The 24,969-nt window shown below is 60.2% G+C and carries 24 protein-coding genes and 1 tRNA gene; 16 read left to right on the top strand and 9 right to left on the bottom strand.

The annotated features are described in order from the left end of the window. Positions 1-14: 14 nt before the first annotated feature. The 3 genes from ACR0A2_RS07560 to ACR0A2_RS07550 are packed head-to-tail and all read left to right on the top strand — an operon-like array spanning position 15 to position 2,596. The gene (locus tag ACR0A2_RS07560) at positions 15-1,118 is read left to right on the top strand and encodes a mandelate racemase/muconate lactonizing enzyme family protein (protein WP_480834626.1); all 1,104 of its coding nucleotides are present in this window, start codon (positions 15-17) and stop codon (positions 1,116-1,118) included. 15 nt (positions 1,119-1,133) lie between these two features. After that, positions 1,134-1,865: an SDR family NAD(P)-dependent oxidoreductase gene (locus tag ACR0A2_RS07555; protein ID WP_480834843.1), complete on the top strand. Its 732-nt coding sequence runs from the start codon at positions 1,134-1,136 to the stop codon at positions 1,863-1,865. Further along, positions 1,862-2,596, top strand: coding sequence for an SDR family NAD(P)-dependent oxidoreductase (locus ACR0A2_RS07550; RefSeq protein ID WP_480834625.1), 735 nt, complete (start codon positions 1,862-1,864; stop codon positions 2,594-2,596). Before ACR0A2_RS07555 ends, ACR0A2_RS07550 begins: the two co-directional genes overlap by 4 nt. Before the next feature lie 10 nt (positions 2,597-2,606). On the opposite strand, the gene ACR0A2_RS07545 is transcribed toward ACR0A2_RS07550, so the two are convergent. Genes ACR0A2_RS07545 through ACR0A2_RS07530 form a run of 4 tightly spaced genes read right to left on the bottom strand, consistent with a single transcriptional unit; the run spans position 2,607 to position 7,081 of the window. Further along, on the bottom strand, positions 2,607-3,947 hold the full coding sequence (locus ACR0A2_RS07545; protein ID WP_480834624.1) for an NAD(P)/FAD-dependent oxidoreductase: 1,341 nt from the start codon (positions 3,945-3,947) through the stop codon (positions 2,607-2,609). Continuing rightward, positions 3,944-5,440: an aldehyde dehydrogenase gene (locus ACR0A2_RS07540; RefSeq protein ID WP_480834623.1), complete on the bottom strand. Its 1,497-nt coding sequence runs from the start codon at positions 5,438-5,440 to the stop codon at positions 3,944-3,946. Before ACR0A2_RS07540 ends, ACR0A2_RS07545 begins: the two co-directional genes overlap by 4 nt. Positions 5,441-5,445: 5 nt before the next feature. Beyond that, complete coding sequence (locus ACR0A2_RS07535; RefSeq protein ID WP_480834622.1) at positions 5,446-6,363, bottom strand: dihydrodipicolinate synthase family protein; 918 nt, start codon at positions 6,361-6,363, stop codon at positions 5,446-5,448. A 7-nt stretch (positions 6,364-6,370) separates the two neighbouring features. After that, the gene (locus ACR0A2_RS07530) at positions 6,371-7,081 is read right to left on the bottom strand and encodes a GntR family transcriptional regulator (protein WP_480834621.1); all 711 of its coding nucleotides are present in this window, start codon (positions 7,079-7,081) and stop codon (positions 6,371-6,373) included. 168 nt (positions 7,082-7,249) lie between these two features. Between ACR0A2_RS07530 and ACR0A2_RS07525 the strand changes: the two genes are divergently transcribed. Then, the gene (locus ACR0A2_RS07525) at positions 7,250-8,200 is read left to right on the top strand and encodes a GlxA family transcriptional regulator (protein WP_171206193.1); all 951 of its coding nucleotides are present in this window, start codon (positions 7,250-7,252) and stop codon (positions 8,198-8,200) included. A gap of 253 nt (positions 8,201-8,453) precedes the next feature. Here the strand turns inward: ACR0A2_RS07525 and ACR0A2_RS07520 are convergent, their stop codons facing one another. Beyond that, complete coding sequence (locus ACR0A2_RS07520) at positions 8,454-8,627, bottom strand: hypothetical protein (protein WP_480834620.1); 174 nt, start codon at positions 8,625-8,627, stop codon at positions 8,454-8,456. 51 nt (positions 8,628-8,678) lie between these two features. Further along, the gene (locus tag ACR0A2_RS07515; RefSeq protein WP_480834619.1) at positions 8,679-9,236 is read right to left on the bottom strand and encodes a ZrgA family zinc uptake protein; all 558 of its coding nucleotides are present in this window, start codon (positions 9,234-9,236) and stop codon (positions 8,679-8,681) included. Positions 9,237-9,485: 249 nt separating this feature from the next. On the opposite strand from ACR0A2_RS07515, the gene ACR0A2_RS07510 reads away from it, so the two are divergent. The 10 genes from ACR0A2_RS07510 (at position 9,486) to speB (ending at position 20,535) form a co-directional block, all read left to right on the top strand. Next, positions 9,486-10,757 carry an imelysin family protein gene (locus tag ACR0A2_RS07510; RefSeq protein WP_480834618.1) on the top strand — a complete coding sequence of 424 codons (1,272 nt, stop codon included), beginning with the start codon at positions 9,486-9,488 and terminating at the stop codon, positions 10,755-10,757. 86 nt (positions 10,758-10,843) lie between these two features. Continuing rightward, positions 10,844-11,137, top strand: a complete 294-nt coding sequence (locus ACR0A2_RS07505) for a (2Fe-2S)-binding protein (protein WP_480834617.1) — start codon at positions 10,844-10,846, stop codon at positions 11,135-11,137. Next, the gene (bfr, locus tag ACR0A2_RS07500; RefSeq protein ID WP_171725761.1) at positions 11,085-11,570 is read left to right on the top strand and encodes a bacterioferritin; all 486 of its coding nucleotides are present in this window, start codon (positions 11,085-11,087) and stop codon (positions 11,568-11,570) included. The genes ACR0A2_RS07505 and bfr overlap by 53 nt, the downstream gene beginning before the upstream one ends. Before the next feature lie 16 nt (positions 11,571-11,586). Beyond that, positions 11,587-13,077 carry a di-heme oxidoreductase family protein gene (locus ACR0A2_RS07495; protein WP_480834842.1) on the top strand — a complete coding sequence of 497 codons (1,491 nt, stop codon included), beginning with the start codon at positions 11,587-11,589 and terminating at the stop codon, positions 13,075-13,077. A 3-nt stretch (positions 13,078-13,080) separates the two neighbouring features. Then, positions 13,081-14,091 carry an imelysin family protein gene (locus ACR0A2_RS07490; RefSeq protein ID WP_480834616.1) on the top strand — a complete coding sequence of 337 codons (1,011 nt, stop codon included), beginning with the start codon at positions 13,081-13,083 and terminating at the stop codon, positions 14,089-14,091. A 3-nt stretch (positions 14,092-14,094) separates the two neighbouring features. Further along, positions 14,095-15,180 (top strand): DUF1513 domain-containing protein, encoded by a 1,086-nt coding sequence (locus ACR0A2_RS07485; RefSeq protein WP_480834615.1) that lies wholly within the window; start codon positions 14,095-14,097, stop codon positions 15,178-15,180. Positions 15,181-15,281: 101 nt separating this feature from the next. Then, a complete protein-coding gene (gene speA / locus ACR0A2_RS07480; protein ID WP_480834614.1) occupies positions 15,282-17,171 on the top strand; it encodes a biosynthetic arginine decarboxylase in 1,890 nt (629 codons plus the stop codon). A gap of 25 nt (positions 17,172-17,196) precedes the next feature. Further along, positions 17,197-18,420 (top strand): saccharopine dehydrogenase family protein, encoded by a 1,224-nt coding sequence (locus tag ACR0A2_RS07475; protein WP_480834613.1) that lies wholly within the window; start codon positions 17,197-17,199, stop codon positions 18,418-18,420. A gap of 106 nt (positions 18,421-18,526) precedes the next feature. Continuing rightward, the gene (nspC, locus tag ACR0A2_RS07470) at positions 18,527-19,696 is read left to right on the top strand and encodes a carboxynorspermidine decarboxylase (RefSeq protein WP_171228927.1); all 1,170 of its coding nucleotides are present in this window, start codon (positions 18,527-18,529) and stop codon (positions 19,694-19,696) included. After that, positions 19,693-20,535 carry an agmatinase gene (gene speB / locus ACR0A2_RS07465; RefSeq protein ID WP_480834612.1) on the top strand — a complete coding sequence of 281 codons (843 nt, stop codon included), beginning with the start codon at positions 19,693-19,695 and terminating at the stop codon, positions 20,533-20,535. The genes nspC and speB overlap by 4 nt, the downstream gene beginning before the upstream one ends. Before the next feature lie 39 nt (positions 20,536-20,574). On the opposite strand, the gene ACR0A2_RS07460 is transcribed toward speB, so the two are convergent. Beyond that, positions 20,575-21,177, bottom strand: a complete 603-nt coding sequence (locus ACR0A2_RS07460) for an HD domain-containing protein (RefSeq protein ID WP_152458899.1) — start codon at positions 21,175-21,177, stop codon at positions 20,575-20,577. Positions 21,178-21,278: 101 nt separating this feature from the next. Here ACR0A2_RS07460 and ACR0A2_RS07455 point away from each other — a divergent pair, with 101 nt between their 5' ends. Continuing rightward, on the top strand, positions 21,279-22,112 hold the full coding sequence (locus ACR0A2_RS07455) for a LysR family transcriptional regulator (RefSeq protein ID WP_480834611.1): 834 nt from the start codon (positions 21,279-21,281) through the stop codon (positions 22,110-22,112). A gap of 3 nt (positions 22,113-22,115) precedes the next feature. On the opposite strand, the gene lptF is transcribed toward ACR0A2_RS07455, so the two are convergent. Then, positions 22,116-23,255, bottom strand: coding sequence for an LPS export ABC transporter permease LptF (gene lptF / locus ACR0A2_RS07450; RefSeq protein ID WP_171206205.1), 1,140 nt, complete (start codon positions 23,253-23,255; stop codon positions 22,116-22,118). Between the two features lie 218 nt (positions 23,256-23,473). Between lptF and ACR0A2_RS07445 the strand changes: the two genes are divergently transcribed. Continuing rightward, the gene (locus tag ACR0A2_RS07445; RefSeq protein WP_480834610.1) at positions 23,474-24,400 is read left to right on the top strand and encodes an alpha/beta fold hydrolase; all 927 of its coding nucleotides are present in this window, start codon (positions 23,474-23,476) and stop codon (positions 24,398-24,400) included. Positions 24,401-24,827: 427 nt separating this feature from the next. On the opposite strand, the gene ACR0A2_RS07440 is transcribed toward ACR0A2_RS07445, so the two are convergent. Then, positions 24,828-24,903, bottom strand: a tRNA-Trp gene (locus ACR0A2_RS07440). Positions 24,904-24,969 lie beyond the last annotated feature (66 nt).

Genomic DNA, 24,969 nt, shown 5'->3' with positions numbered 1-24,969 from the left:
ACACGTAAGCCAAGATGAAGATCGCCGAACTGCATATCTACAGCCACGACCTGCCGGTCAAAAACGGGCCCTATACCATGGCCAACGCTCGGGTCTGGGCGCTGGACACCACGCTGGTCAAAATCGTGTCGGACAACGGTCTGATCGGCTGGGGCGAGACCTGCCCGGTTGGCCCGACCTATGCCGAGGCGCACGCCGCCGGGGCGCGCGCCGCTCTGGTCGAAATGGCCCCGGGCCTGATCGGAACAGAGGTCCTGCCTCTGGCCTTGCATCGCCGGATGGATGGGCTGTTGAACGGTCATGGTTATGCCAAGGCCGCCATCGACATTGCGGTGCACGACCTGCTTGGCAAACATTTGGGCGTTCCGGTTTCCGATTTACTGGGCGGAGCGGTTTCGGACAAGGTGCCGTCCTATTTTGCCACGGGCGTCGGTGCACCCGACGACATCGCGAAACTGGCTGCCGAGAAAATGGCCGAAGGCTACCCGCGTCTGCAAATCAAGGTCGGAGGCCGCCCGGTCGAGGTCGACATCGAAACCATTCGAAAGGTTTGGGACGTGGTCAAAGGATCGGGTATGCCTCTGGCCGTTGACGGCAACCGGGGCTGGACCACACGAGACGCCCTGCGGGTCAGCCGCGAGTGCCCCGAAATCCCCTTCATCATGGAACAGCCCTGCAACACAATCGAAGATCTCAGGAAGATCCGGCCTCAGGTCACGCATGGCATCTATATGGATGAAAACAGCACCAGCCTGAACACCGTGATCTCGGCTGCGGGCACCGGTCTGGTCGACGGGTTCGGCATGAAGGTCACCCGCATCGGCGGCCTGCATCCGATGCGCGCCTTCCGCGACATCTGCGAGGCGAGCAACCTGCCCCATACCTGCGATGACAGCTGGGGCGGGGACATCATCGCCGCTGCATGTACCCATATCGGTGCAACCGTTCGGCCCGACCTGCTGGAAGGCGTCTGGCTGGCTGCGCCATATATCGAAGGCAACTACGATCCTGAAAACGGCATCCGGATCGAGGGCGGGCATATCGCGCTGCCAACCGGGCCGGGGCTGGGCGTGGTTCCTGATGAAAGCCTGCTCGGCACACCTGTCGCATCGTTCTGAAAAATGGATGACGTTATGAACCTGAAAGGAAAATCGGCTCTGGTCACTGGCGCGGCTGGCGGCATCGGGGCGTCAATCGTTCAACGCCTGCGCAACGCCGGGGCGCGGGTCGCCGTCGCCGACCGGGTTGTCGATGCCATCGAGGCCGAGGCACATCTGCCCGGTGATCTGCTTGTTCCCGAATATGCAGACCAGCTGCCCGGCGCAGCGGCGTCCGCATTGGGCGGGCTTGACATCGTGATCAACAATGCGGGCGTCATCACGCGCGGGTCGGTCACGGATACGTCTGATGCGGATTGGTCCTTGTCGCTGGGTGTCAATGTCGAAGCCCCGTTCCGCATTTGCCGTGCGGCAATTCCGATCATGGCGGACGCCGGCGGCGGGGCCATCGTCAACACCGCGTCCTGCTGGGGGCTGCGCCCCGGCCCCAATCATGCGGTCTATTGCATGACCAAGGCGGCCATCGCGTCCCTGACCCAGTGCATGGGCATGGATCACGCCCATCAGGGTATCCGCATCAACGCCGTTTGCCCGAACGAGGTGAATACCCCGATGCTGCGATCAGGCTTTGAAAAGCGCGGCTTTGACCCCGATACAGCCGTGGCCGAACTGGGCCGGACCGTGCCGTTGGGCCGGATCGCCGAGCCCGATGACATCGCCGATGTCATCATGTTCCTTGTCTCGGACGCGTCGCGTTATGTTTGCGGCACGCTCGTCGAGGTCAACGGAGGAAAACCGGTATCATGAAACGGTTCGACGGAAAGGTGGCACTGGTCACCGGCGGGCGCAGCGGCATCGGCAAGGCCATTGCCCGGCGTTTGCACGACGAAGGCGCACGGGTCTTTACCGCCCAACGTGGTGAGGACACCGAATTTCACGGCATCGCTGCAGATTTCACCCTTCCCGACAGCCCGGCACAGGTGGTCGGCGAAGTGATCGCGAAAGCCGGGCGTCTGGACGTGCTGGTCAACAACGCGGGCATGATGCAGGAAGCCTCGGTCGAGGGAATGAGCCTTGAGGACTGGCATCTCAACCTGACGGTGAACCTGACCGCCCCGTTCCTGATGATCAAAGCCGCGCTGCCGCATCTGCGCGACACAAAGGGCACAATCGTCAACACCGGATCCATCGAAGGCCTGGGCAGCAATCCCGGTCACGCCGCCTATTGCGCATCAAAGGCAGGGTTGCACGGCCTGACCCGCGCCGTCGCCGTGGATCACGGGGGCGAAGGTATCCGCTGCAACGCCGTCGCGCCCGGTTGGATCGATACCGAGTTGAACGAGGATTTCATCGAATCCATGCCCGACCCGTCCGCATTCCGTCGCGACATCGCCAAGATCCACCCGGTGGCCCGAACAGGGCGGTCTGAAGAAGTTGCCGCGCTCGTCGCGTTTCTGGCGTCCGGGGATGCGGGTTTCATCACCGGGCAGGTCTATACGGTGGACGGTGGGCGCATGGCCAAGCTGAGCTTGCCCTGACGCCCACACGTCATTCCTTGCCGGACCGCCATTCTTTCCAGATCAGATAGCTGTTCGCCCCAAGCGAGGCGAAAGGCTCGGGCGGCAATCGCGGAAGGTCCGGCTGCGCCAGAAAGTGATCCGCGATCTCTGATCCGCCTTGCAGCGCCAGCTCTGCGATGCCCATGCCTTGCAGGGTGCCTCGGGCGATGCCCAGACCATTCTGACAGCAGGCAGAGAACACACCGTCTTCCAATTCGCCGAACGCTGCGGATCCGTTGCGGCTGAGGCATAGCATCCCGGCCCAGCGATGCTCCATCCGGACATCCGACAGATGCGGAAAGCGTTCCCGGAACTTCCGGTCATGCACCCAGCCGGCATTGCGCAACCGCATCCGGCTGGTTTCGATCGTCGGGTGAAAACTGGATCCGGTGCGGATCAGAATGCGATCCCCGTAGCTGCCCGAAATACGCCGGACCGAGGTGCCCATCGGATCCGCCGGGGTGACCGACCAGCGCGGTTGCCCGCCCAGTGTCTTGATCTGTGCCTCGGTCAGCGAGGTCGTGATCGAGGCGTAGAGGCAGATATGCATCAATTGCCGTTGGTAAAATCCGAAGCTTTCCAGATGGCCATTGTTGGCCAGAACGATCCGCCCGGTGCTGACTTTGGCCTTGGCGGTGTTGACCACCCAGCCCGCGCCCTGCTTTTCAAAGCTGACGACTGGTGAGTTCTCGAATACGTTAACTTGGCCAGCCAGTTGACCCGACAACGCCCGTACATAGGCTGCGGGCTGGATCATCACCGTCCCCGGCGCAAACAGCCCCGAAACATAATGCGGGCTGCCCGTGATCTCTTGCATCTGCTTTTGGTCATACAGCGTGTGCGGCTCACCCAGTTTGGTCAGATGCTCGGCGAAGGCGCGGTTATGGGCGTCTCCTGCCCGTGTGGCGGCAGCATTGTATTTTCCGCAAGGGTCGAACATTTCCTGTGGCAGGTCGCAATCGGCGGCGACCTCGGTCGCGAAAGCGATGGCCTTGCGGTTCAGGGCAATGGCGGCGCGATCCGCTTCCAGCTCATCGCCTGCGTAATTGTCCGAGGCCAGATCATGCGGCAGGTCGATCATGAATCCCGAATTCCGCCCCGCCGAACCATCGGCAAATCGGCCCGCTTCCAACAGGGCGATCTTCAGCGAAGGGTCCAGTTGGTGCAATCGCCGCGCCGCCGTCAGCCCGGCAAACCCTCCGCCGACAATGGTGATGTCGGCGGTCAGGTCCTGTTCGAGCACCGGCAGAGGCTCCTGGGGCGGCAGGATGGCATTCCAGCCCGCCGGACCGGTCTGCCGCGGCAGTCTTTTGGTCTCGTATCGTGTCAATCCACGGCCTCGTCGGCATCGTCTGCAAGATCGATCCAGATGGTTTTCAGCTGGGTGTACTGATCATGCGCATGGATCGAGTTGTCGCGCCCGCCAAAGCCCGATTGCTTGAACCCGCCAAACGGCGTGGTGATGTCGCCTTCGCCAAAGCTGTTGACGGTCACGGTGCCCGCCCGGATCGCCCGCGCGCCGCGAATGGCCCGTTTGGCGTTGGCGGTGAAGATCGAGGCACACAAGCCATAGTCGGTGTCATTGGCGATCTTGATGGCCTCGTCAAAGCCCGACACTTCGATCACCGACAGGACCGGGCCGAAGATCTCCTCTCGGGCGAGCACGGCGTCATTGCCCGGCACTTCGACGACGGTGGCCTCGACGAAGCCTTTATCGGCCTTGCCGCCTATCACCACGTTCTGGGCCTGATCGAGATATCCGCAGACCTTGTTGTAATGCCCTTCGCTGACCAGCGCGCCCATGCGGGTTTCAGGATCCAGCGGGTCGCCGATGTTCCACTGTTTGGCGTGATGCGCGATGCGGTCCAGCAGTTCGGCTTTCACGTCTTTGTGCACGATCAGGCGCGACGAGGCCGAGCAGTTCTCGCCCATGTTCCAGAACGCACCGTTCACCACATGCGCCGCCACCCGGTCTAGGTTTTCGGCGTCGTCCATGACGATGGCAGGGTTCTTGCCGCCCATCTCAAGCACCACTTCCTTGGCGTTGCTTTCCGCCGAATAGGTCAGGAAACGTTTGCCCGTCACCGTCGAGCCGGTGAAGGACACCATGTCGATATCCATGTGCCGCCCGATGGGTTCGCCCACGTCGGCACCGCCACCCGGCACGATGTTCAGCACGCCGCGGGGAAGGCCAGCCTCCATCGCCAGTTCGGCCATACGCAGCGCGGTCAGTGTGGTTTCAGCCGCGGGTTTCACAACCACTGAACATCCCGCCGCCAGTGCCGGCCCGATCTTCCACGCCAGCATCAGCAGGGGGAAGTTCCATGGCAGCACCAGCCCCACGACCCCGATCGGCTCACGCAGGACCATGGCGATATGGTCGTCGCTGGCAGGTGAGACCTGATCGTAGATCTTGTCGATCGCCTCGGCATGCCATTTCAGGCAGTGGATGGTTTCGGGCACGTCCACGGTTTCACAGTCATAGATGGTCTTGCCACTGTCGAGGCTTTCCATCACCGCCAGTTCGCGGGCATTGCGGGTTATCAGCTTGGCCAACCGGATCAGCACGTCCTTGCGCTCGGACGGGTGCAGTTTCGACCAGCGGCCATCGTCGAAGGCCTCACGCGCTTTTTCGACTGCAAAATCCACATCCGCCGCACCGCAGGATGCGATATCGGCAAGCTTGGCGCCGGTGGCCGGGTTCACGGTTGCAAACGTCTCACCCGAGATCGCCGGGCGGAATGCTCCGTCGATGAACGCCCCGGTCGGCAGGGTCAGGCCCGCGGCGATGGATTTGTATTCGTCCTGTGTCAGCAGATCCATGTCTCTTACCCTTCCGCCACGATGTCGGCGATTGTCTTTTTCAGCACGCGCGTGACCTGTTCCAGCGCGCGTTTGTCGTCCTTGTTCAGGCCCTTCAACGGAGGCCGCATGGCGCCGGCATCAATCCCGTTCATGGTGACGCCATGCTTGATGGTCTGGATGAACTTGCCACCCTGCTCCAGCACCCGCATCAGCGGCATCATCGCGGACATGATCCGGCGGCCTTTGTTGAAATTCCCTTCGATCACGCAGGCCTGATACAGCGCCACATGTTCGGCAGGCAGGAAGTTGGACCCGCCGCACACCCAGAACGGCGCACCCCAGGCGAAGAATTCCAGCGCCTGATCATCCATGCCGCAGCCAAGCTGGATATGCGGATAGTCGCGGGCCAGCAAATGCACCCGGTTGATATCGCCCGAGCTTTCCTTGATGCCGCAGAAGTTGCGGCTGCGGCCCACACGGTCAAGGAACTCTTCGCCCATCATCGTACCGGTGCGGTGCGGGTAGTTGTACAGCATAACAGGCAGATCGGCGGCCTTGTCGATGGCCAGCGCATTCAGCGCGTTTTCCCGATCAGTCGGCACCGAATACGGCGGGCTGGCCAGCAGGATCGCATCGGCGCCGATTTCGCGCGCGCCGGCGGCAAGGGCAATCGAATCCGGCGTCAGCATCGCGCCTGTGCCAACCACCAATGGCAACCGGCCCTTCAACTGCTCATGCGTGAACCGGGCCAGTTCGACACGTTCGTGGACGGTCTGGGCATAGTTCTCGCCGGTCGAACCACCCGAGATCAGGCCATGCACGCCATTCTCGATCAGGTATTCGATCACGTCGGACAAGGCGTCCCAATTCACGCTGCCATCGTCGTGATAAGGCGTGACCACAGGGGTATAGATCCCCTCAAACTTGAAAATCGGGTTCATTCCGTCCTCATGCAGGTTTCGAAAGGGGCGGGATTCCCATCGGGACATCCAGCGCGTCAGGCATCACGAACATCTCGATCTGATCGCGTGACAGGTTCCAGTGATCTTCCGCCAGCTTGGCCGCCGTCGCCTCATCGCGCGCCTCGATGGCTGCGATGATCGCATCATGCTGTTGGCTGGCCAGCGACAGGTTTTCCGACATTTCACCGGTCTGTGGCCGGTAAAACGTCATGCCGATCCGAGCGTGATCGATCAGCAACCGGTTGAACGACGGCAGCAGGTAGACATTGCCGGACATTTCGCCGGTCACGTCATGAAAGCGATTGTTGGCCAAGGCTCGGTCCTCGCCGGACCCGGACCGAAGGGCCGCCTTGAACGCCTGCTGGGCCTCTTTCAAATCATTGATCTGGGCGTTCGACGCATTCAAAGCCGCCAAACGCAGAATCGCTCCGTATACCATCGGCGCGGCAAGGAAGAAGTCGCGCAGGGTGGTGTAGGACATCTCGGAAACCCGGGCGCTGCGGTTTGTCCGCAGATCCAGATAGCCTTCGCCAGCCAACTGTCGAAACACTTCGCGCAGCGGCGTGCGCGACAAGCCGAATTCCTCTGACAAATGCGCCTCGTCCAGATCGGCGCCCGGGCGCAGGCGCAGCGTAAGGATGGACACTCTCAGGTGCTCTCTCAGCGCGCTTTTACGAGACTTGGCTTCGTCTTTCATGCTTTGGCCTCATCCTTCTGTTCGGCGAACGCGGTCGAATCGCGTGCGGTCACGGTTTTGTATTCCATAAAAATACAACTTGTATACAATAAAAATTCGTGCAGCATAGGAGCCTGCGAAATAGACTCATGTTCTGGGCTTTGTCCCAACTTGCAAACGGTACTGCTCATGCCTCAGACGCGGCACATCACTTTCATCCTTGTCGAGGAGTTCTCGCACCTAGCGTTTTCATGCGCGGTCGAACCCTTGCGGATCGCCAATCTTGTGAGCGGCGAAGAACTGTACCGCTGGTCCTTTGTGTCCGAACATGGCGAGCAGGCCGTGTGCTCGAACGGATCCATCACGCTGGTGCATTCCGGCCTTCAGGGCCTGGCCAAATGTGATCAGCTGTTTGTTCTGTCGGGCATTCACATGCGTGACCACGTCACCCGCCCCCTACTTGCAACCCTACGCCGCGAACGCGCGCGCGGCACGAAAATCGGCGCCCTGTGCTCGGGGGCATGGGTGCTGGCCGAGGCTGGCTTTCTCGACGGAATGCAGGCAGCGATCCACTGGGAATATCACGACGCGTTCATGGAAGCCTTTCCCGAGGTCAACCTGGTGCGCAGCGTGTTCGTGGCCGATGAAAAGCACATTACCGCATCCGGCGGAACGGCAACGGCGGATCTGATGCTGCACCTGATCGAACGCGATCACGGTGAGGAACTGGCCATCGATGTGGCGGATCAGATGGTCTACAACGCGGTACGCAATGCCACGGCCAAACAACGGGTTTCCCTGCAATCACGCAACGGAATGCGCAATGCGCACCTCGCCAAGGCGATCACCATCATGCAGGACAGTATCGAAACCCCGGTTTCCCCCTCGTTCATTGCAGAAGAGCTTGGCATTTCAACCCGGCAGCTTGAGCGGCTGTTTGGAAAATACCTCAACACGTCGCCCAAGAAATACTTCATGGAAATGCGGCTGGAGCGCGCCCAGAAACTGTTGCTTCAGACCGAAGCATCCGTCACCGAGGTTGCCGTGGCCTGCGGCTTTGAAAACCCGGGCCATTTTTCGCGCGTCTACCGGTCAAGCTTTGGCGTCACCCCGCACGCGCAACGCAACAAGATCGACTGACAGTATCGGTTAGTGGACTTGTCGAAAACGATACGGCAGGGGATGCCGCGCTTTGTCGGCCCATAACGGGCCTGAACGGGCATCCCCCTAACCCTGCCGAGATACCCCCTCATTAAAACCGGACTAGTCAACAGATCGGCAGGATGATGTACCAATAGATTTGGATATTGGCATAAGTTTTGCGAGAACTTGTCATACATGCGATTCTTGTGCCCTTATTCGTTAATCTTTGCCTCAATTGGAGACTTTTGATTCAGCGAAGTCCGGCAACCTCAAAGGCCATAACCACTTGTGAAAAATAAATAATTTTTGGGTTTCGCTCATTGCTGCATTCAACGACCGCACTGAGGAGCAGTTTTTCCGCCTTCAATCCAGCGCGTTCGTTTTCTGCGCAGCCCCAGGCATGGGCGAAGCAATCTTGGCTCAATTGCTTCGGCTGCGCGCTTCAATACGTCAAACGGGCGTTCAAGCACCATCTCTAACGGAATTGCGTCATATCGAGACTGGGCGCGGCGCGCGTGATTTCATGGGCGCTGGTCGCCGCGCCTGATCCGACGCGAACGTTCAGCTTCTCTGTCCCGCTGAACCGCTGGAAATACGTAAATTCCATCGTGGTCAGCGCATCCATATCCTGACATTGAACAACGTAGTCAGCCTGGAATTCCGAATGTTCGCCTGTTGCGAATGACGTGCCCCCCTCGCCCGCGTTATCCTGCTGCCCCGGAATATCATGCGTCAGGATCACGTTTGCAGATGCGGTAAAGCACACGGCGTCGGGCGGGACGACAAACAGATCCAGTGGTTTGGACAGTTCGGAAATCGCGATGGCGACACGCGTACGCTCGTCATCACTTGCCACCGGGGTCTCGAACCCGATTATGTCAATGCTTGGAACCTTAAGGGACAGCGTAAATTCCGTGTCCGTAAACACGATTTCCAATTGACCGGACCCATGTTGATGGGTGGGCGTGATCTGCGTCGCCTGAGCGGCAAGAGCTGCCGGAAAAAGAGACAACGCCAGAACAGAGCACTTCATTAACCAAAAACCGCCTTTAACAGAATCACAACAGTGATTTTACCGCGAATCACCTGCCACGCAACGTTAACCCTCGGATCGGAGCTCGCCAGATTTGGGGAGAAGCGTGGGATTCAACCATCATTTGCTATATCCGACAATAAAACTCAGGTTGACATTGCCGACTAAATCACTCAGTTATTTCTTCGCGAAACCCGCGGTACATCCCCGCGCGATCCGACAGTTCTGACAGGAAAGCACCGAACTCCTATGACCAAGTTATTCACCACTGCCAGCGCCCTTACATTTTGCATGGCAACCGCCGCAATCTCGGGTGATGCCCCCACCAAGGCAGATGTACTGAACACCTATGCCAATATTGCGGAAGCCAAATTTGAGGACAGCCTGATTTCAGCCAGGAAATTGCAGGATGCGGTCAACGCACTGATCGCCGATCCGTCGGACGCAACGCTGAACGCGGCGCGCGCGGCCTGGGTTGCTGCGCGTGTCCCCTATCAGCAGACGGAAGTCTATCGCTTCGGCAACGCCATCGTTGATGACTGGGAAGGCAAGGTGAACGCCTGGCCTTTGGACGAAGGTCTGATCGACTATGTCGACGCGGCCTATGGCGGCGCGACGGACGAAAACGAATTTGCCGTGCTGAACGTCATCGCCAACCCCAGCTTCCAACTGTCGGGCGAGACCATTGATGCCAGCGAAATCACCCCCGAACTGCTGAGCGACACCCTGCACGAAGCCGATGGTATCGAGGCGAATGTGGCAACCGGCTATCACGCCATCGAGTTCCTTCTGTGGGGTCAGGACATGAACGGCCATGGCGCCGGTGCCGGCAACCGCCCAGCGACCGATTATGCGCAGGGCGAGGACTGTACCGGCGGCCATTGCGACCGTCGTGCGCAATATCTGAGCGCTGCGACCGAACTGCTGGTCAGCGATCTGGCCTGGATGGCGGATCAGTGGAAAGACGGCGGAGCGGCGCGCGCAGCCCTTATGCAGAACGAAGCAGCAGGCATCAGCGCGATCCTGACCGGCATGGGCTCTCTCTCGTATGGTGAGCAAGCCGGCGAACGGATGCGCCTTGGCCTGATGCTGAACGATCCCGAAGAAGAACATGACTGCTTTTCGGACAACACCCACAACAGCCATTACTATGACGGGTTGGGCATCCAGAACGTCTATCTGGGCAGCTATACCCGCATCGATGGCACCCCGGTTTCGGGCGCATCTCTGGCCGATCTGGTCATCGCCACGGATCCGGCACTGGATACCGAGATGAAAGCGAAACTGGCCGCCACCATGCAGGCCCTGGGCAAGATCAAGACAACGGCCGAGGCGGGATTTGCCTATGACCAGATGCTTGAGCGCGGCAATGAAGGCGGTGAGGCCCTGATCATGGGCGGCGTCAACGGCCTGATCGATCAGACCAAAACGATCGAGCGCATCGTAACCGCACTGGAGCTGGACGGGGTTGCGTTTGAAGGGTCAGACAGCCTGGATAACCCTGACGCCGTTTTCCATTGATTCCCAAGCGGGCCGGAGAGGGTTTCTTTCCGGCCCGAGCAACCCTTTCTGATCGTCTGTAAAGGCGGCGAAACGAGCCAAGACCAATGATTGTCTGCCACTGCACCAACATATCCGATCACGACATCCGTGCGGCCATCGACTGGATGCGCACGGCGGATCCGCGGACCATCATCACCCCCGGCAAGATCTACCATGCCCTTGGCAAATCGGCGGATTGCGGCGGGTGCATGCCGCTGTTCCTAGACACAATGCGGGCCAGTAGTAATCTGGAAGTCCCCATGCAACTCCGCACTTTGCGTGCCGGAGCAACACAGGAGAAGGCTGATGAAGGGCGATCCGAAGGTCATCGAATATCTGAACAAGTCTCTGCGGCATGAGCTGACTGCCGTCAGTCAATACTGGCTGCATTACCGCCTGCAAGAAGACTGGGGCCTTGGCCATATGGCCAAGAAAAGCCGCGAGGAAAGCATCGAAGAGATGGGCCACGCGGACAAGCTGATCGAACGGATCATCTTTTTGGAAGGTCACCCCAACCTTCAGAAACTGGACCCGTTGCGGATCGGTCAGACGCCGAAGGAAACGCTGGAATGCGACCTGGCGGCCGAGATCGACGCCAGGGCACTTTACAAGGAAGCGCGCGAATATTGTCGGGAGGCCGGCGACTTTGTCTCCATGTCGCTGTTCGAAGAGTTGATGTCCGATGAAGAGGGACATATCGACTTCCTCGAAACGCAGCTCGACCTGTATGAAAGGATCGGCGAAGCCAATTATGCGCAACTCAACGCATCGAAAATGGACGAAGGCGAATAGCCTTCTTGCCTTGTCGGTGGTCGCCCTGGCGGCCACCCCCTGCCTGTCAGCCGAGCTGCGGGACCTGCATCTGAAATTCACCCCCCGCACCGACGAGGAACGCGCCCGCATTGCGGCCGTGACCGCGCCCCCGCAGGATTATGGCGTGTCGCAGCCGTTCGAAGAACTCTCTGCCGGGGCGGCGACTGTCCGGGTCCGCAACGACGCGGATGCGTTTTCGCAACCCTCGGGCAATCTGAGCTTCGAGCAGGAGCTGGATTTCAAGGTCGGCAACGGGTTGTTCAAGAAAATCTGGGTTTCATCACCATCATCCACCTTGGCCTCTGACGGGTTGGGGCCGCTGTACAACGCGCGATCCTGCCAGCGTTGCCATATCAAGGATGGGCGGGGGCACACTCCCAACGGCCCTGATGACAATGCGGTCTCGATGTTCCTTCGGGTCTCGATCCCCGGTGCGCCGGAAGACGGGTCTGCCGGGATCGAAGACTACATCGCCACCCGGCCCGAACCCAACTATGGCGGGCAGATGCAGGATTTCGCGCTTGCGGGACATCCGGCGGAATATCGGCTGGATATCTCTTACGAAGAAGTCCCTGTTGAACTTTCTGACGGCGAAACCGCGTCACTGCGCCGCCCGTCTTACAGGGCCGCTGATCTGGGCTATGGCCCGCTGCACCCGGATGCAATGCTGAGCCCGCGGGTCGCACCGCAGATGATCGGGCTTGGCCTGCTTGAGGCGATCCCGGTCGAAGACCTGCTGGCCCAGGCTGATCCCGATGACATGGACGGGGATGGCATCTCGGGCCGTCCGAACATCGTCTGGTCTGTTGAATACGGCGCCCCGATGATGGGCCGGTTCGGGCACAAGGCAGGCATGCCGACGGTCATGGAGCAATCCGCCGCAGCCTTTGCCGGGGATATCGGTATTTCAAGCCCGCTTTACCCGGCACCTCAGGGGGACTGCACGGATTTGCAGGTGAACTGCGTCGAGGCCCCGCATGGCGACACCGATACCCGCGCGTTCGAGATCGATCAGCAGGGCATGGACCTGGTGGATTTCTACAGCCGCAATCTGGGCGTGCCCGGCCGCCGTGATGTCGACGACCCCAAGGTGTTGCGCGGCAAAGAGGTATTTCACACGATCGGCTGCGCATCCTGTCATACTCCGGCCCATGTCACGCACCGGCTGGAAGATCGGCCCGAGCACAGCTTTCAGCTGATCTGGCCTTATACCGACCTGCTGCTGCATGACATGGGCGAAGGTCTGGCCGATCACCGCCCCGAGGCCCGCGCGACGGGGCGCGAATGGCGGACGCCACCTTTGTGGGGCATTGGTCTGACCGAACGCGTCTCGGGCCACACGCAGTTTCTGCATGACGGGCGGGCACGCAATCTGCTCGAGGCGATCCTGTGGCACGGCGGCGAAGCCCAGGCCGCGCGCGATGCGGTTGTGTCGATGCCGAAAACTGACCGCGACGCCCTGATCCGTTTCCTGGAGAGCCTCTGACCCATGCGTATTCTTACCTATGTTGCCGCTTTGATGATGCCGCTTGCCGCACAGGCGCAGGACCGCGCACCCATCCTGATGGACGTTGCCGAGACACATATCTTGCCCAGGTTCGACAAGCTGCCGGAAACGACCGGGGCTCTGGTCAGTGCATCGCGGGTGGATTGCGATCCGACCTCACCGGCGTTGCGCGCGGCTTATGACGCGGCCTTCGACAGCTGGATTTCCGCCAGTCACCTGCGGTTCGGTCCGACCGAGGTCGATGATCGTGCGTTTGCCATGGCGTTCTGGCCCGACACGAAAGGGTTCACCACCAAAGCCCTGTCCCAGCATATCGCAACCGAGGATGACGCCGTGCAAGACCCGGAAGCCTATGCCGAGACATCCATAGCCGGGCGCGGGTTCTTTGCGCTCGAACGGATGCTGTTCGATCCCGCCTTTGCAGAGCAGGGCAATGCAGATTACCGCTGCGCGCTGATTCAGGCGATCGCGGCGGATATTGATGCCAACGCGCGGGCGATGGCCGATGACTGGCAAAGCTATGCCCCCGGCCTGACCCGGCCCGGTGAAAACGGCCGCTACCGAACGCAGGACGAAGCGATGCAGGAACTGTTCAAGGCTTTGTCCACGGGTCTTGAATTCACGGCCGACACTCGGCTTGGTCGCCCGTTGGGCACGTTCGACCGCCCGCGCCCGAACCGCGCCGAAGCGTGGCGGTCGAAGCGATCCTTGCGCCATGTCGAACTTTCACTGGTGGCCCTTCGTGATCTTGCATCGCGGTTGGCCTTTGATCATCCCGATATCGCCGCGGATCTAGATGCTGCCTTTGCGCGCGCCATCGAGAATGCCCAGGCCATTGACGACCCGGCGCTGGCGGGCGTTTCGGATCCGCAGGCCCGGTTCCGTATCGAGGCCCTGCAACAGTCCATCCACGATATTCGCGCCATTGCGTCGACTGAACTTGGCCCGACCCTGGGCATCAGCGCAGGCTTCAATTCTCTGGACGGGGACTGACCCATGACATCGCGCCGCCGTTTTCTTGCAGGGCTGGCTGCAACCTCACTGCCTCCGATCCATGGATGGGCCTCGGTGGGCAGGCCGGAGTTTCTGGCCGCAGCGCTGTTTCCGGATGGTTCGTATCGACTGGCCGGGCTGGATGCACAGGGAACGCTCCTGTTTTCCGTGCCCCTGCCCGCGCGCGGTCATGCGGCGGCGGCACATCCGGTCAAACCACAGGCCGTGGCCTTTGCGCGCCGTCCGGGCACCTTTGCCGTGGTGATTGATTGCGTGACGGGATCACCGATCGCGCGGCTGACGGCGCCGGAAGGCCGGCATTTTTATGGTCACGGTACTTTTTCAGCCGATGGCGCGATTTTCTTTGCCACCGAAAACGATTTCGAAGCCGGAGAAGGTATCATAGGCGTCTGGGACGCCGAAACCTTTGCGCGCTTGGGTGAATTCCCCTCCGGCGGCGTCGGGCCGCATGACATGCGGTTGATGCCAGGTGGGAAAACGCTTGTGATTGCCAATGGCGGGATCGAAACCCATCCCGAAACCGGGCGCACGAAGCTGAACCTGCCGACGATGAAGCCCAACCTGACCTACCTTTCCCTGTCGGGCCTGGTTCAGGAGCAGGTGTCGCTGACGCCCGCGCTTCACAAGAACTCGATCCGCCATCTGGCGGTCCGTCGCGACGGGCTGGTGGGCTTTGCGATGCAGTGGCAGGGCAGCAAGGCCGAACATCCGCCCTTGCTGGGCCTGCACCGTCAAGGGGAAACCCCGCACCTTCTGTCAGCGCCTGAGCAGGATCAAAGAACGCTGCAAGGCTATGCGGGCAGCATCGCGTTTTCGGCGGATGGTGCAACCGTTGCCATCACCTGTTCACGCAGCAATGCGCTGCATCGGTTCGACGTGGCCAGTGGCACATTCAGCGATGCGTTCGAGCTTGAGGATGTCTGCGGGCTTGGATCGGGCCCGAACGGTTTGGTTTTCACCACCGGAACCGGTGTGTTCGGCGCGTTGGCCACTGCACACCCCGAGATCCGGGCCCGCGCGAAGTGCCAGTGGGACAATCATCTGGTCCGGATCACCCCACCGGCATGAAACTCGGATTTTTCCGTCACATAGTTTAGGCTTGGAAGAATCAAACAGCTGCCGTATTGGCGGGCGCGAAACTGGCACCCCTACGTTAAGGACCGACTTGATTGAAACAGACGCCCGACGCACCGCATTCCATCTACGGAGTTGAAAAATGGGGCAAAGGCCTCATCGAGGTGACGGAGCAGGGCGAAATCGGTCTGCGCAATCCCTTGGCTCCCGAGGTTGGCGCGATCAGCCTGCCCGGTATTCTCAGCGATCTGGACGACCGCGGCATCAAGGCCCCGATGGTTCTGCGCGTGTCTTCCTATCTGGAACACGAGATCGCCCATCTGAACGAAAGCTTCCGCGAAGCTATCGCCCGCGTCGGTTACAGGGGCAGCTATCGCGGTGTGTTCCCGATCAAGGTGAACCAGCAAGCCCAGGTCGTCGACCGGATCGTCGAATTCGGCAAGAAGTACAACTATGGGCTCGAGGCCGGGTCCAAACCCGAACTGGTGATCGCGCTGGCACATCGGCTGGCCAGCGAAGCGCTGATCGTCTGCAACGGCGTCAAGGATGCCGAGTTCATCCAGCTGGCCATCCTGTCCCGCAAGATCGGGTTCAACACGGTGATCGTTCTGGAAAGCCCGAAAGAGGCTGACACGGTGATCGAGGTCTACAAGGAATTGGAGGTCGAACCGCTTATTGGCGTGCGGGTGAAACTGACCAACCAGATCAGCGGCAAGTGGGAGGAAAGCTCGGGCGACCGCTCGGCCTTTGGCATGAACACCGATCAACTTGTCGCTACAGTCGACAAGCTGAAAGAGGCGGGGCTACTGCATTGCCTGAAGCTTCAGCATTCGCATCTGGGTTCTCAGGTGCAGGACGTCAACGATGTGCGCCGCGCGGTGGGCGAGGCCTGCCGCTATTACACCGAACTGACGCGCGAGGGCGTGCCGCTGACCCATCTGGACCTCGGCGGTGGTATGGGGGTGGACTACACAGGCGAGAAGAAGGCGGCCGAGAACTCGATCAACTACACTGTCGAGGAATACTGCGCCAACGTGGTGGAAACCGTGGCCTATGCCATGGACGAGGCCGCGGTGGACCACCCGACGCTGGTCACCGAAAGCGGCCGCGCGGTGGTGGCGACGTCGTCGATGCTGGTGTTCAACGTGCTGGAAAGCACGCTCTATGATGCGCCCAACGGCCCCGAGGTTGAAGCCGACGATCACCACATGGTTTCAGACCTTGCCGCAGTGCACGGCTATCTCAGCAAAGACCGTCTTCAGGAATGCTGGAACGACGCCACCTTCTATCGCAACGAATTGCGCGCCCTGTTCCGCCGTGGATATGTAGACCTGCGCCAGATGGCCCGGGCCGAACGCATCTACCTGTCGCTGATGGCCCGCCTCAAGGCGCTGGCGGCCAGTGACGACCTGGAAACCGACGTGGACGACCAGCTTGAGAAAGTGGCCGATATCTACCACTGCAACTTTTCTCTGTTTCAGTCCTTGCCAGACGTCTGGGCCATTGACCAACTGCATCCGATCGTGCCCTTGCAGGGCCTGAACCAGACACCCGACCGCCGCGCAGTCCTGTCCGACATCACCTGCGACAGCGACGGCAAGATCGACCGGTTCATCCTGGCCGACGGTGTTTCACCCAGTCTGCCGGTGCATACCCTGCCCGAAGATGATGAATATTTCATGGGCGTCTTTTTCGTCGGCGCCTATCAGGAAACGCTGGGCGATCTGCATAACCTGTTCGGCGACACCAACGTCGTCACCATCGACCTGCGCGCTGACGGAGGGTTCGACCTGCTGCACGAACAAGAGGGCGACACGATCAGCCAGGTGCTGTCCTATGTCGAATTCGACCCCACCGACTGCGTCGCCGCCTTCCGCAAAATGGTGGACGAGGCGATCTCGACCGGTACTCTGAAAGCCAAGGACCGCAAAACCCTGATGAGCGCCTATCGCGACTCGATCAACGGCTACACCTATTACGAATAACCCCCTGTGAGAGGAGATTACCCCCATGGGTTCACTTAGTGGCAAAACACTGGTTGTCGGCGCGGGCGGCGTATCCCACGCCGCCGTGCACAAGATGGCGATGAATTCGGACATCTTTACTGAAATCACACTGGCCAGCCGGACCAAGTCAAAATGCGACACCATCGCCAAATCGGTGAAAGAGCGCGTGGGCGTTGACATCGCCACCGCCGAGCTTGACGCCTACAAGGTCGAAAACACGGTCAAGCTGATCAAGGAAACAGGCGCGGAAATCCTGGTGAACCTGGCCCTGCCCTATCAGGACCTGGTGCTGATGGACGCCTGCCTCGAGGCCGGGTGCCACTATCTCGACACTGCAAACTACGAGCCCGAAGACGAGGCCAAGTTCGAATACCACTGGCAATGGGCCTATCAAGACAAGTTCAAACAGGCCGGCCTGACGGCGATCCTCGGCTCGGGCTTCGATCCGGGTGTTACATCCGTCTTCGCCAAGTGGCTCAAGAAACACAAGCTGGACACGATCCGCCAGATCGACGTGCTTGACGCCAATGGCGGCCAGAACGATCAGGAATTCGCCACCAATTTCAACCCAGAAATCAACCTGCGCGAAGTCCTGGCCGAAGTACGCCACTGGGAGAACGGCGAATGGAAACACTCTCCCGCCATGACCCACAAGGTCGAGTTTGACTTCCCCGCCATCGGCCCCAAGAACATGTACCTGATGTATCACGAGGAACTGGAATCGCTCAGCACCCACTTCCCCGAGATCGAGCGCGCCCGCTTCTGGATGACATTCGGCGACGCCTACATCACCCATGCCAGGGTGCTGGAAAACGTCGGCATGACCCGCATCGACCCGGTGATGCATAACGGGGTCGAGATCATCCCGATCCAGTTCTTGAAAACCCTGCTGCCCGATCCCGGCGATCTGGGCGCCGAAACCAAAGGCAAGGCCTGCATCGGCGACATCGCCACGGGTCAGGCCAAGGACGGCTCGGGCGAGAAAACCTATTACATCTACAACATCTGCGACCACGAGGAATGCTATCGCGAGGTCGGTTCGCAGGCCGTCAGCTACACCACCGGTGTCCCCGCGATGATCGGCGCGGCACAGGTGCTGAAAGGCAACTGGCGCGAACCGGGCGTGTGGAACATGGAACAGCTCGACCCGGACGATTTCATGGACATGCTGAACACCCACGGCCTTCCCTGGCAGGTCCACGAACTCGACGGGCCCGTCGACTTCTGATCCCTCGGGGCGGTCCGCGCGACCGCCCTGCTTCATCTGGCTGAAAATATCCCGGGGGGTCCGGGGGGCAGGCCCCCCGGCCTTTTCACAATCGGAGACGCCCGACATGTCCGACATGATGACCACACAGGCCGGAGACGCCGGCGCCTTCCGCCACTTCGACCTGACACGCGTGCCGTCACCCTGCTTCGTCGTCGACGAAAAGGCGGTGGAGCGAAATCTGGCGGTTCTGGCCGATATCGGTGAGCGCTCTGGCGCGCATGTCCTGTCGGCGCTCAAGGCCTTCTCGATGTTCGCTCTGGCCCCTCTGGTGCGACAGTATCTCGGCGGCACTTGCGCAAGCGGCATCTACGAGGCCCGGCTGGGCCGCGAGGAATATGGCGGCGAGGTCGCGACCTACTGCGCGGGCTACAAGGACGCCGACATCGACGAAATCCTTGCGCTCTCGGATCACATCATCTTCAACAGCCCCGCGCAGAAAGACCGCTTCTTGGCCAAGGCACAGGCCGCGGGGCGGCAGGTCGGGCTGCGCATCAACCCCGAGCATTCAGAAGGCGAGGTCGCGAAATACGACCCCTGCGCACCGTGTTCACGCCTCGGCACCCCGGTCAGCCAACTGGACGCCAAGGCGCTGGAGGGCGTGGACGGCCTCCACATGCACACGCTCTGCGAACAGGGGTTCGAACCGCTGGCACGCACCTGGGCTGCGGTCGATCCGCAACTCGCCCCCTTCCTGAACGACCTGAAATGGCTCAATTTCGGCGGCGGTCACCACATCACCCGCAGCGACTATGACCGCGACGGGCTGGTAAAGTTCATCAAACACATCCGCGCCAAATACGGCGGCGAGGTCTATCTGGAACCCGGCGAGGCGGTGGCGCTGGATGCGGGCATCCTGGTGGGCGAAATCCTCGACCTGCCGCATAACGGCATGGATCTGGCGATCACCGATATCTCGGCCACCTGCCACATGCCCGACGTGATCGAGGCCCCCTATCGCCCCGCCCTGATGGACGAGGCCGAAACCGGCCACACCTATCGCCTGGGCGGCCCCTCGTGCCTGGCGGGCGACGTGATCGGCGACTACACCTGGGCCGAACCGCTGCGGATCGGGCAGCGCTTTGCCTTCCTCGATCAGGCGCATTACTCGATGGTCAAGACCAACACGTTCAACGGCGTGCCCCTGCCCACCATCGCCCTGTGGAACAGCGAAACCGACGACCTGAAAATCATCAGGCAATTCGGCTACGACGACTTCAAAGAGAGGCTTTCATGAGCTTTTTCCTCGACAGCGAACTGACCGAGACCGAACGCAGCGAAGACGCGCGATTCCACGTGATCCCGGTGCCGCTGGAACGCACCGTATCCTACGGGTCCGGCACCGCCAAAGGCCCCGAAGCGATCATCGCGGCCAGCAATGAACTCGAACGCATCACGGGCCACGCCGAACCCTGCGTCGAAGGCATCTTTACCGAGCCCCCGCTGGATTGCGACGGCCCGCTGCCGGACGTTATGGAGCGCCTCGCCCAGCGCACCGAGGCCGCCATCCGCGCCGGCAAGGTGCCGGTCACGCTGGGCGGCGAACACTCGCTCAGCTATGGCGCGGTCATGGGTGTGACTCGCTCGCTAGGCCAGCCCCTCGGCATCGTGCAGATCGACGCCCATGCCGATCTGCGCAACGCCTATCAGGGCGAAAAACACTCGCACGCCTCGGTGATGCATCTGCTGGCCGAGGAAGGTATCCCACTGGCCCAGTTCGGCGTGCGCGCCTTTTCCACCGAGGAAGCAAAAAGCCGTCTGAGGAACCGCGTTTTCCACGTGGATGCCGAAGAGTTGGTCACCGGCAACATCCATGCCGTCGACCTGCCCGAGGATTTCCCCGAACTGGTCTATGTCAGCTTTGACGTTGACGGGCTGGACCCGGCGCAGATGCCCGCGACCGGCACGCCAGTTCCGGGCGGGCTGGGATACTATCAGGCGCTTCGCCTCGTCGAACACGCCCTGAAGGGCCGCCGCTGCGTCGGCTTCGACGTGGTCGAACTGGCCCCCGACGGCAATGCCGCCTGGGATTTCACTGCGGCGCAGATCGTCTATCGCCTGATGGCGAGCTGCTGAACAGGCAGGCGGGCCGGGCTGGCCCGCCTGATCCGGTTCCTAGCCGGTTTTGCCGTCATCGGCGGTTTCGTTCAGCTCCATATGGCCTTCGCCCCTGTTCAGGACGCGGCGCAACATGGGTTCGAAGAACTCCAGCGGCTTGGTCGGATAATTCGGGTCGAACGCCTTCTGATCGTATTCATGGCAGAAATAGCGACAATCTTCCCAATAAGGACTGTCGCGATATTTGTCGCGCGCGTTGCGGTCGCCGCCCAGATGGTGGTTGTAGTAATATCCCTGAAACACGCAATGATGCTTGAGAATCCAATACGTCTTTTCGCTGACGTAAGGCTTCATCATCGCCGCTGACAGCTCTCCGTGATTGTAGGGTGACAGGATATCGCCGGTATCGTGGATCAGCGCCGCCACCACCAGTTCCTCATCCGCACCGTCCTCGTAAGCACGTGTCGCGGCTTGCAGGCTGTGCTGGTAGCGGTTCACCGGATAGGGCGTCCATTCTTCGTCCAACGAGCGGATGGCATCGAGGATGCGGTCTGGCAGGGCCGCATTATACGCCTCTTCGTACTCCATTACGGCGTCCCAGTCGGCCTTGGTGGCTGTCTCGAAACTGGTCCAGGTGGGTTTGTGGCTTTTGTCCAGCATGGCTGATCCTTTTGCATGTGTCCTGAGCGAAAGCGTAGTTCGAAACCAGCCTCCAAAAAAATGAATTGATTTTATCACAATGATCAAAAAATACTTTCGACATGCATTTCAAAGCTCTGGAAACTTTTCTCTGCGTGGCCGAAGCCGGTGGCTTTCATGCCGCCGCTCGCAAGTTGCATGTGACGCAGACCGCTGTCAGCGCGCGTATTCGCCTGATCGAGGAGGAAACCGGCAGGGCGCTGTTCACGCGCGGTGCCGGCGGAACGGCGCTGACCGAGTTCGGCCAGCAGTTCAAACCCTATGCGGAACAGATGTTGTCCCTTTGGGGCTTTGCATCGCGCGACCTGCCGGTACAGGCACAGAACCGCCCGGCGCTGCGGTTGGGCGGCCAACTCAGCATCTGGGATCCGTTGCTGGTGGACCTGGCGGTTCGGTTTGAACAGCGCTTTGGCAAGTTGCTGTTGACGCTGAACTATGACCACGACCTGAACATGGTCGAAGCGGTGGCAACCCATGTGCTGGACGCGGCGATCACACATGAAAAGCCGGCGGACCGGCGTGTCACGTGGTACGCGCTTGAACCCGAGCTTTTGTCCCTGGTCCGGACGCCAAAGACTGACGGCACGGACGATGACATGATCTTTGTCAACCTTGAACTGGGCGAGGTCTATCAGGACCATGTCAGATCGGCTGCGCGGCGGGCGTCGGGTCAGACAGTGTTTCTTGGCAATTGCATGATGGCGCTGCGATATATTCTGCACCGAGGCGGAAACGGCTATTTCCCCGATTACGTCATTTCCGAACATCTGGCCTCGGGTGCTCTGGAGCGGGTCGAGGACAGTATCAGCTTGCCGCTGCCCATGTATCTGGTCACCCGCGGTGATCGCGAGGAATTTGACGACATTCACAGCTGTTTGGTGGATCTTCGCGGCTAGAACTCAGGCCGGCGTCGGCATGATCTGCGGCGCGCGCTGCCGTTTTCGCATCAGCGGCCGACCAGCAACAAGCAGGAAGAGGCCCGAGATCAGCACCCCTATGATTGCGGGAAGGTAAAGCAGAAACCAAAGCTCCGGGTCATCGATCACCACCGGGGAAACAAACCCGCGCACACCTTCAAGCAGCACAAGGATGGTGAAGGCGCCCAATATCTGCGGCCACAATCCAAACCGGGAAAAACTGCCCAGCATCAGGGTGGAATACCCGGCCAGGGCCACGGCGATGCATATCGCGATCCACGAGAACCGCTGGTGCAGCTCTTCGATCAGCTTGCCTTGGCTGAACCCTTCCGTGGCTGAAACCTCATCCCGGTTGCGGATCAGGTCCGCCGTTGGAATAGCTTCGAGGCTGCGCCGGGCCATCGGATTTGTATTCGTCAGTTCCGAGATGTCGTAGGACGCGTCCTGGAACAGGGTCGATGACAACACTTTGCCTTCCTTGTTCAGGCGCAATGCAACCCCATCAACCATCACAAGGTGGATGCCGACATCATTGTTGACCAGATAGGCGGTTACGCTTGAATAGCTGACCGCGTTTTCAGGATCGCGGCGGTCAGACACGAACACTTCGTGGAGTGTGCCGTCCAGATCAATGCTGCCTATGTAAACCGTGACACCTTCGGCGGGGTGCAGAAACTCGCCTTCGTTCAGCAGTTGAGCCGTCACATCTCCGGCCACTTCGGCTTGCCGGATTTCCAGCTGTTCCACCGAGGCCGGGCGCAGGAACACGCTGATGATCGCCATCATCACCCCAGTAATCACACCGAACAGCAGCACCGCCCGGGCAAGCCGCCAAGGGCTGGATCCGGTGGCCAGCATAACCGTCAGCTCACTTTCGCGGCTCAGGCGATTTGTGGCATAGACGGCGGCGGCAAACACCGCCATGGGCATGACCGTGCGGATCAAGGTCGGCAAAGTCAGCGCGGTGAATTCCAGAAAGACCATTGCCGACTGCCCACCGCTAATGACCCTGTCAAACAGGCTGACAGACCGGGTGATCCAGAACACACCGACAAGCACCAAGGTGAAAAAGCCAAACAGAATCAGCAATTGCCGCAGGAAATATCCATCAAAACGCGACATGGGGCCTCGTGCGTGTGTTCGTTTGCAGCGGACACTAGGGCATTAAGCCGGCAGAGGAAACAGGCATTGGACGTCAGGATGCCCCTGTATGCAACCTTGGCGCATACCGGCTTCATCGCACATCCCCGTTTTGGCATCAGAAGGGCCGGGAGATTACGCTTTGTGAAAACAGCGGCTCATGGCACATTTTACGAATTGATTAGAATGGAGTTTGAATAATGGCACTGTTTTTTTCACGCCGCACCTATAACGCCCCGAAGAAAAAGTTCACGTTAAAGCCGGCGGCAAAGACCAGATATGTTCACATCACCCAGCAAAGCCCCGGTGGAAAAATTCGTAAGGGAAGTATTGTCAAAAAAGCCAAATGGCTGGATCTCGTGCGACAGGAGGGCGGGGATTCGGCCGTCCTGATCTATGTTCACGGGTTCAACACCAGCCAGAAGGACATGCTGGACCGGCTGGGAAAAATAGAAACCAATCTCAGGGGCAACGGGTATCAGGGCGCGGTCGTTGCCTTTGACTGGCCCAGCGACGGATCGGTGCACACCTACGACTCGGACCGCTCCGATGCCAAGGCGGTGGCACCGCATCTGGTGGGGGACGGAATCTTGCCGCTGTTGGGAATGTCGCCACGCCCCAAGGTGCATCTGATCGCTCATTCCATGGGGGCGTTGGTGGTACTGCGCGCATTCTCGGACTTCGGGGATTCGGCCGGGCCCGGCAACAAGATATGGTCGGCGGATCAGGTCATGTTTGCGTCAGCGGACATCGATTCAGAATGGCTGGAAAAGGGCGCATGGGGCGATCTGGTCCTGAAAAAACGGTGCAAGCGATTCACCAATTACTACAGCCGGAAAGACAAAGTGCTGGCCCTGGCCGGCGGGATTGTTCACGGCGGTCGGCGTCGCGCCGGTCGTGTCGGGATGCCGAAGCTGACCTCGAAAGGTCATTGGGATATTTTCTGTGACCACCAATATCAACGAGACGTCCCCAAAGGACAGCGCAAGATGATGAAGTCGCATCGCTGGTGGTTCGACAGCGGCGGGTTTTATGAGGACCTCGCCCTGACGATCGACGGCCATTCGGTAAAAACGATGCCGACCCGGCACAAGACAAATATCGGGGATCTGGCGCTGCTGGCCTGACCGACCGGCCGCCACACGACTTTCTCTGGTGCAAAGCCCGATTTTGCGGGTTTTGCTCAAGCACCGGCTTTGGGCAGAATCTCTGCACGTTCTGATATCGTCAGTATGCGTTGCTGACCAGAAACGGAAAGGGCGCGCTCGACCTCAAGCGCGCCCCAGTCACAAGGGAGAAATTGAAAACCTGCGTTCTGTGCAGAACCTGAACGCCAACTCTTTGACATTCTCAGACAACCAGACTTTCCAACATCCGTCAGTGACGCTGTTCACACTCTGGGCCGGAATTTTTTGATGGCGTATAGGGTTTGGTTGCACTGCGGCTCACAATACCTGCACGCGTCCTGATTGCCGGTTCGCCCCGGCCATAGTCGAAAGCCGCACGCGCTGGAAACGCGCCAGGCACGATTGCCGATTGGTGTTTTGATGCGGATGGCAGGGGCAGCAGGGTTCGAACCCGCGACCTACGGTTTTGGAGACCGTCGCTCTACCAACTGAGCTATACCCCTGTGGTGAGCCCCAGATATGACAGCCGCGCGGCGGACTCAAGAGGCTTTTTCGAATTCCACACCACT

The sequence above is a fragment of the Ruegeria sp. H8 genome, assembly GCF_056532905.1.
This window is presented reverse-complemented; position numbering and strand designations above follow the sequence as displayed.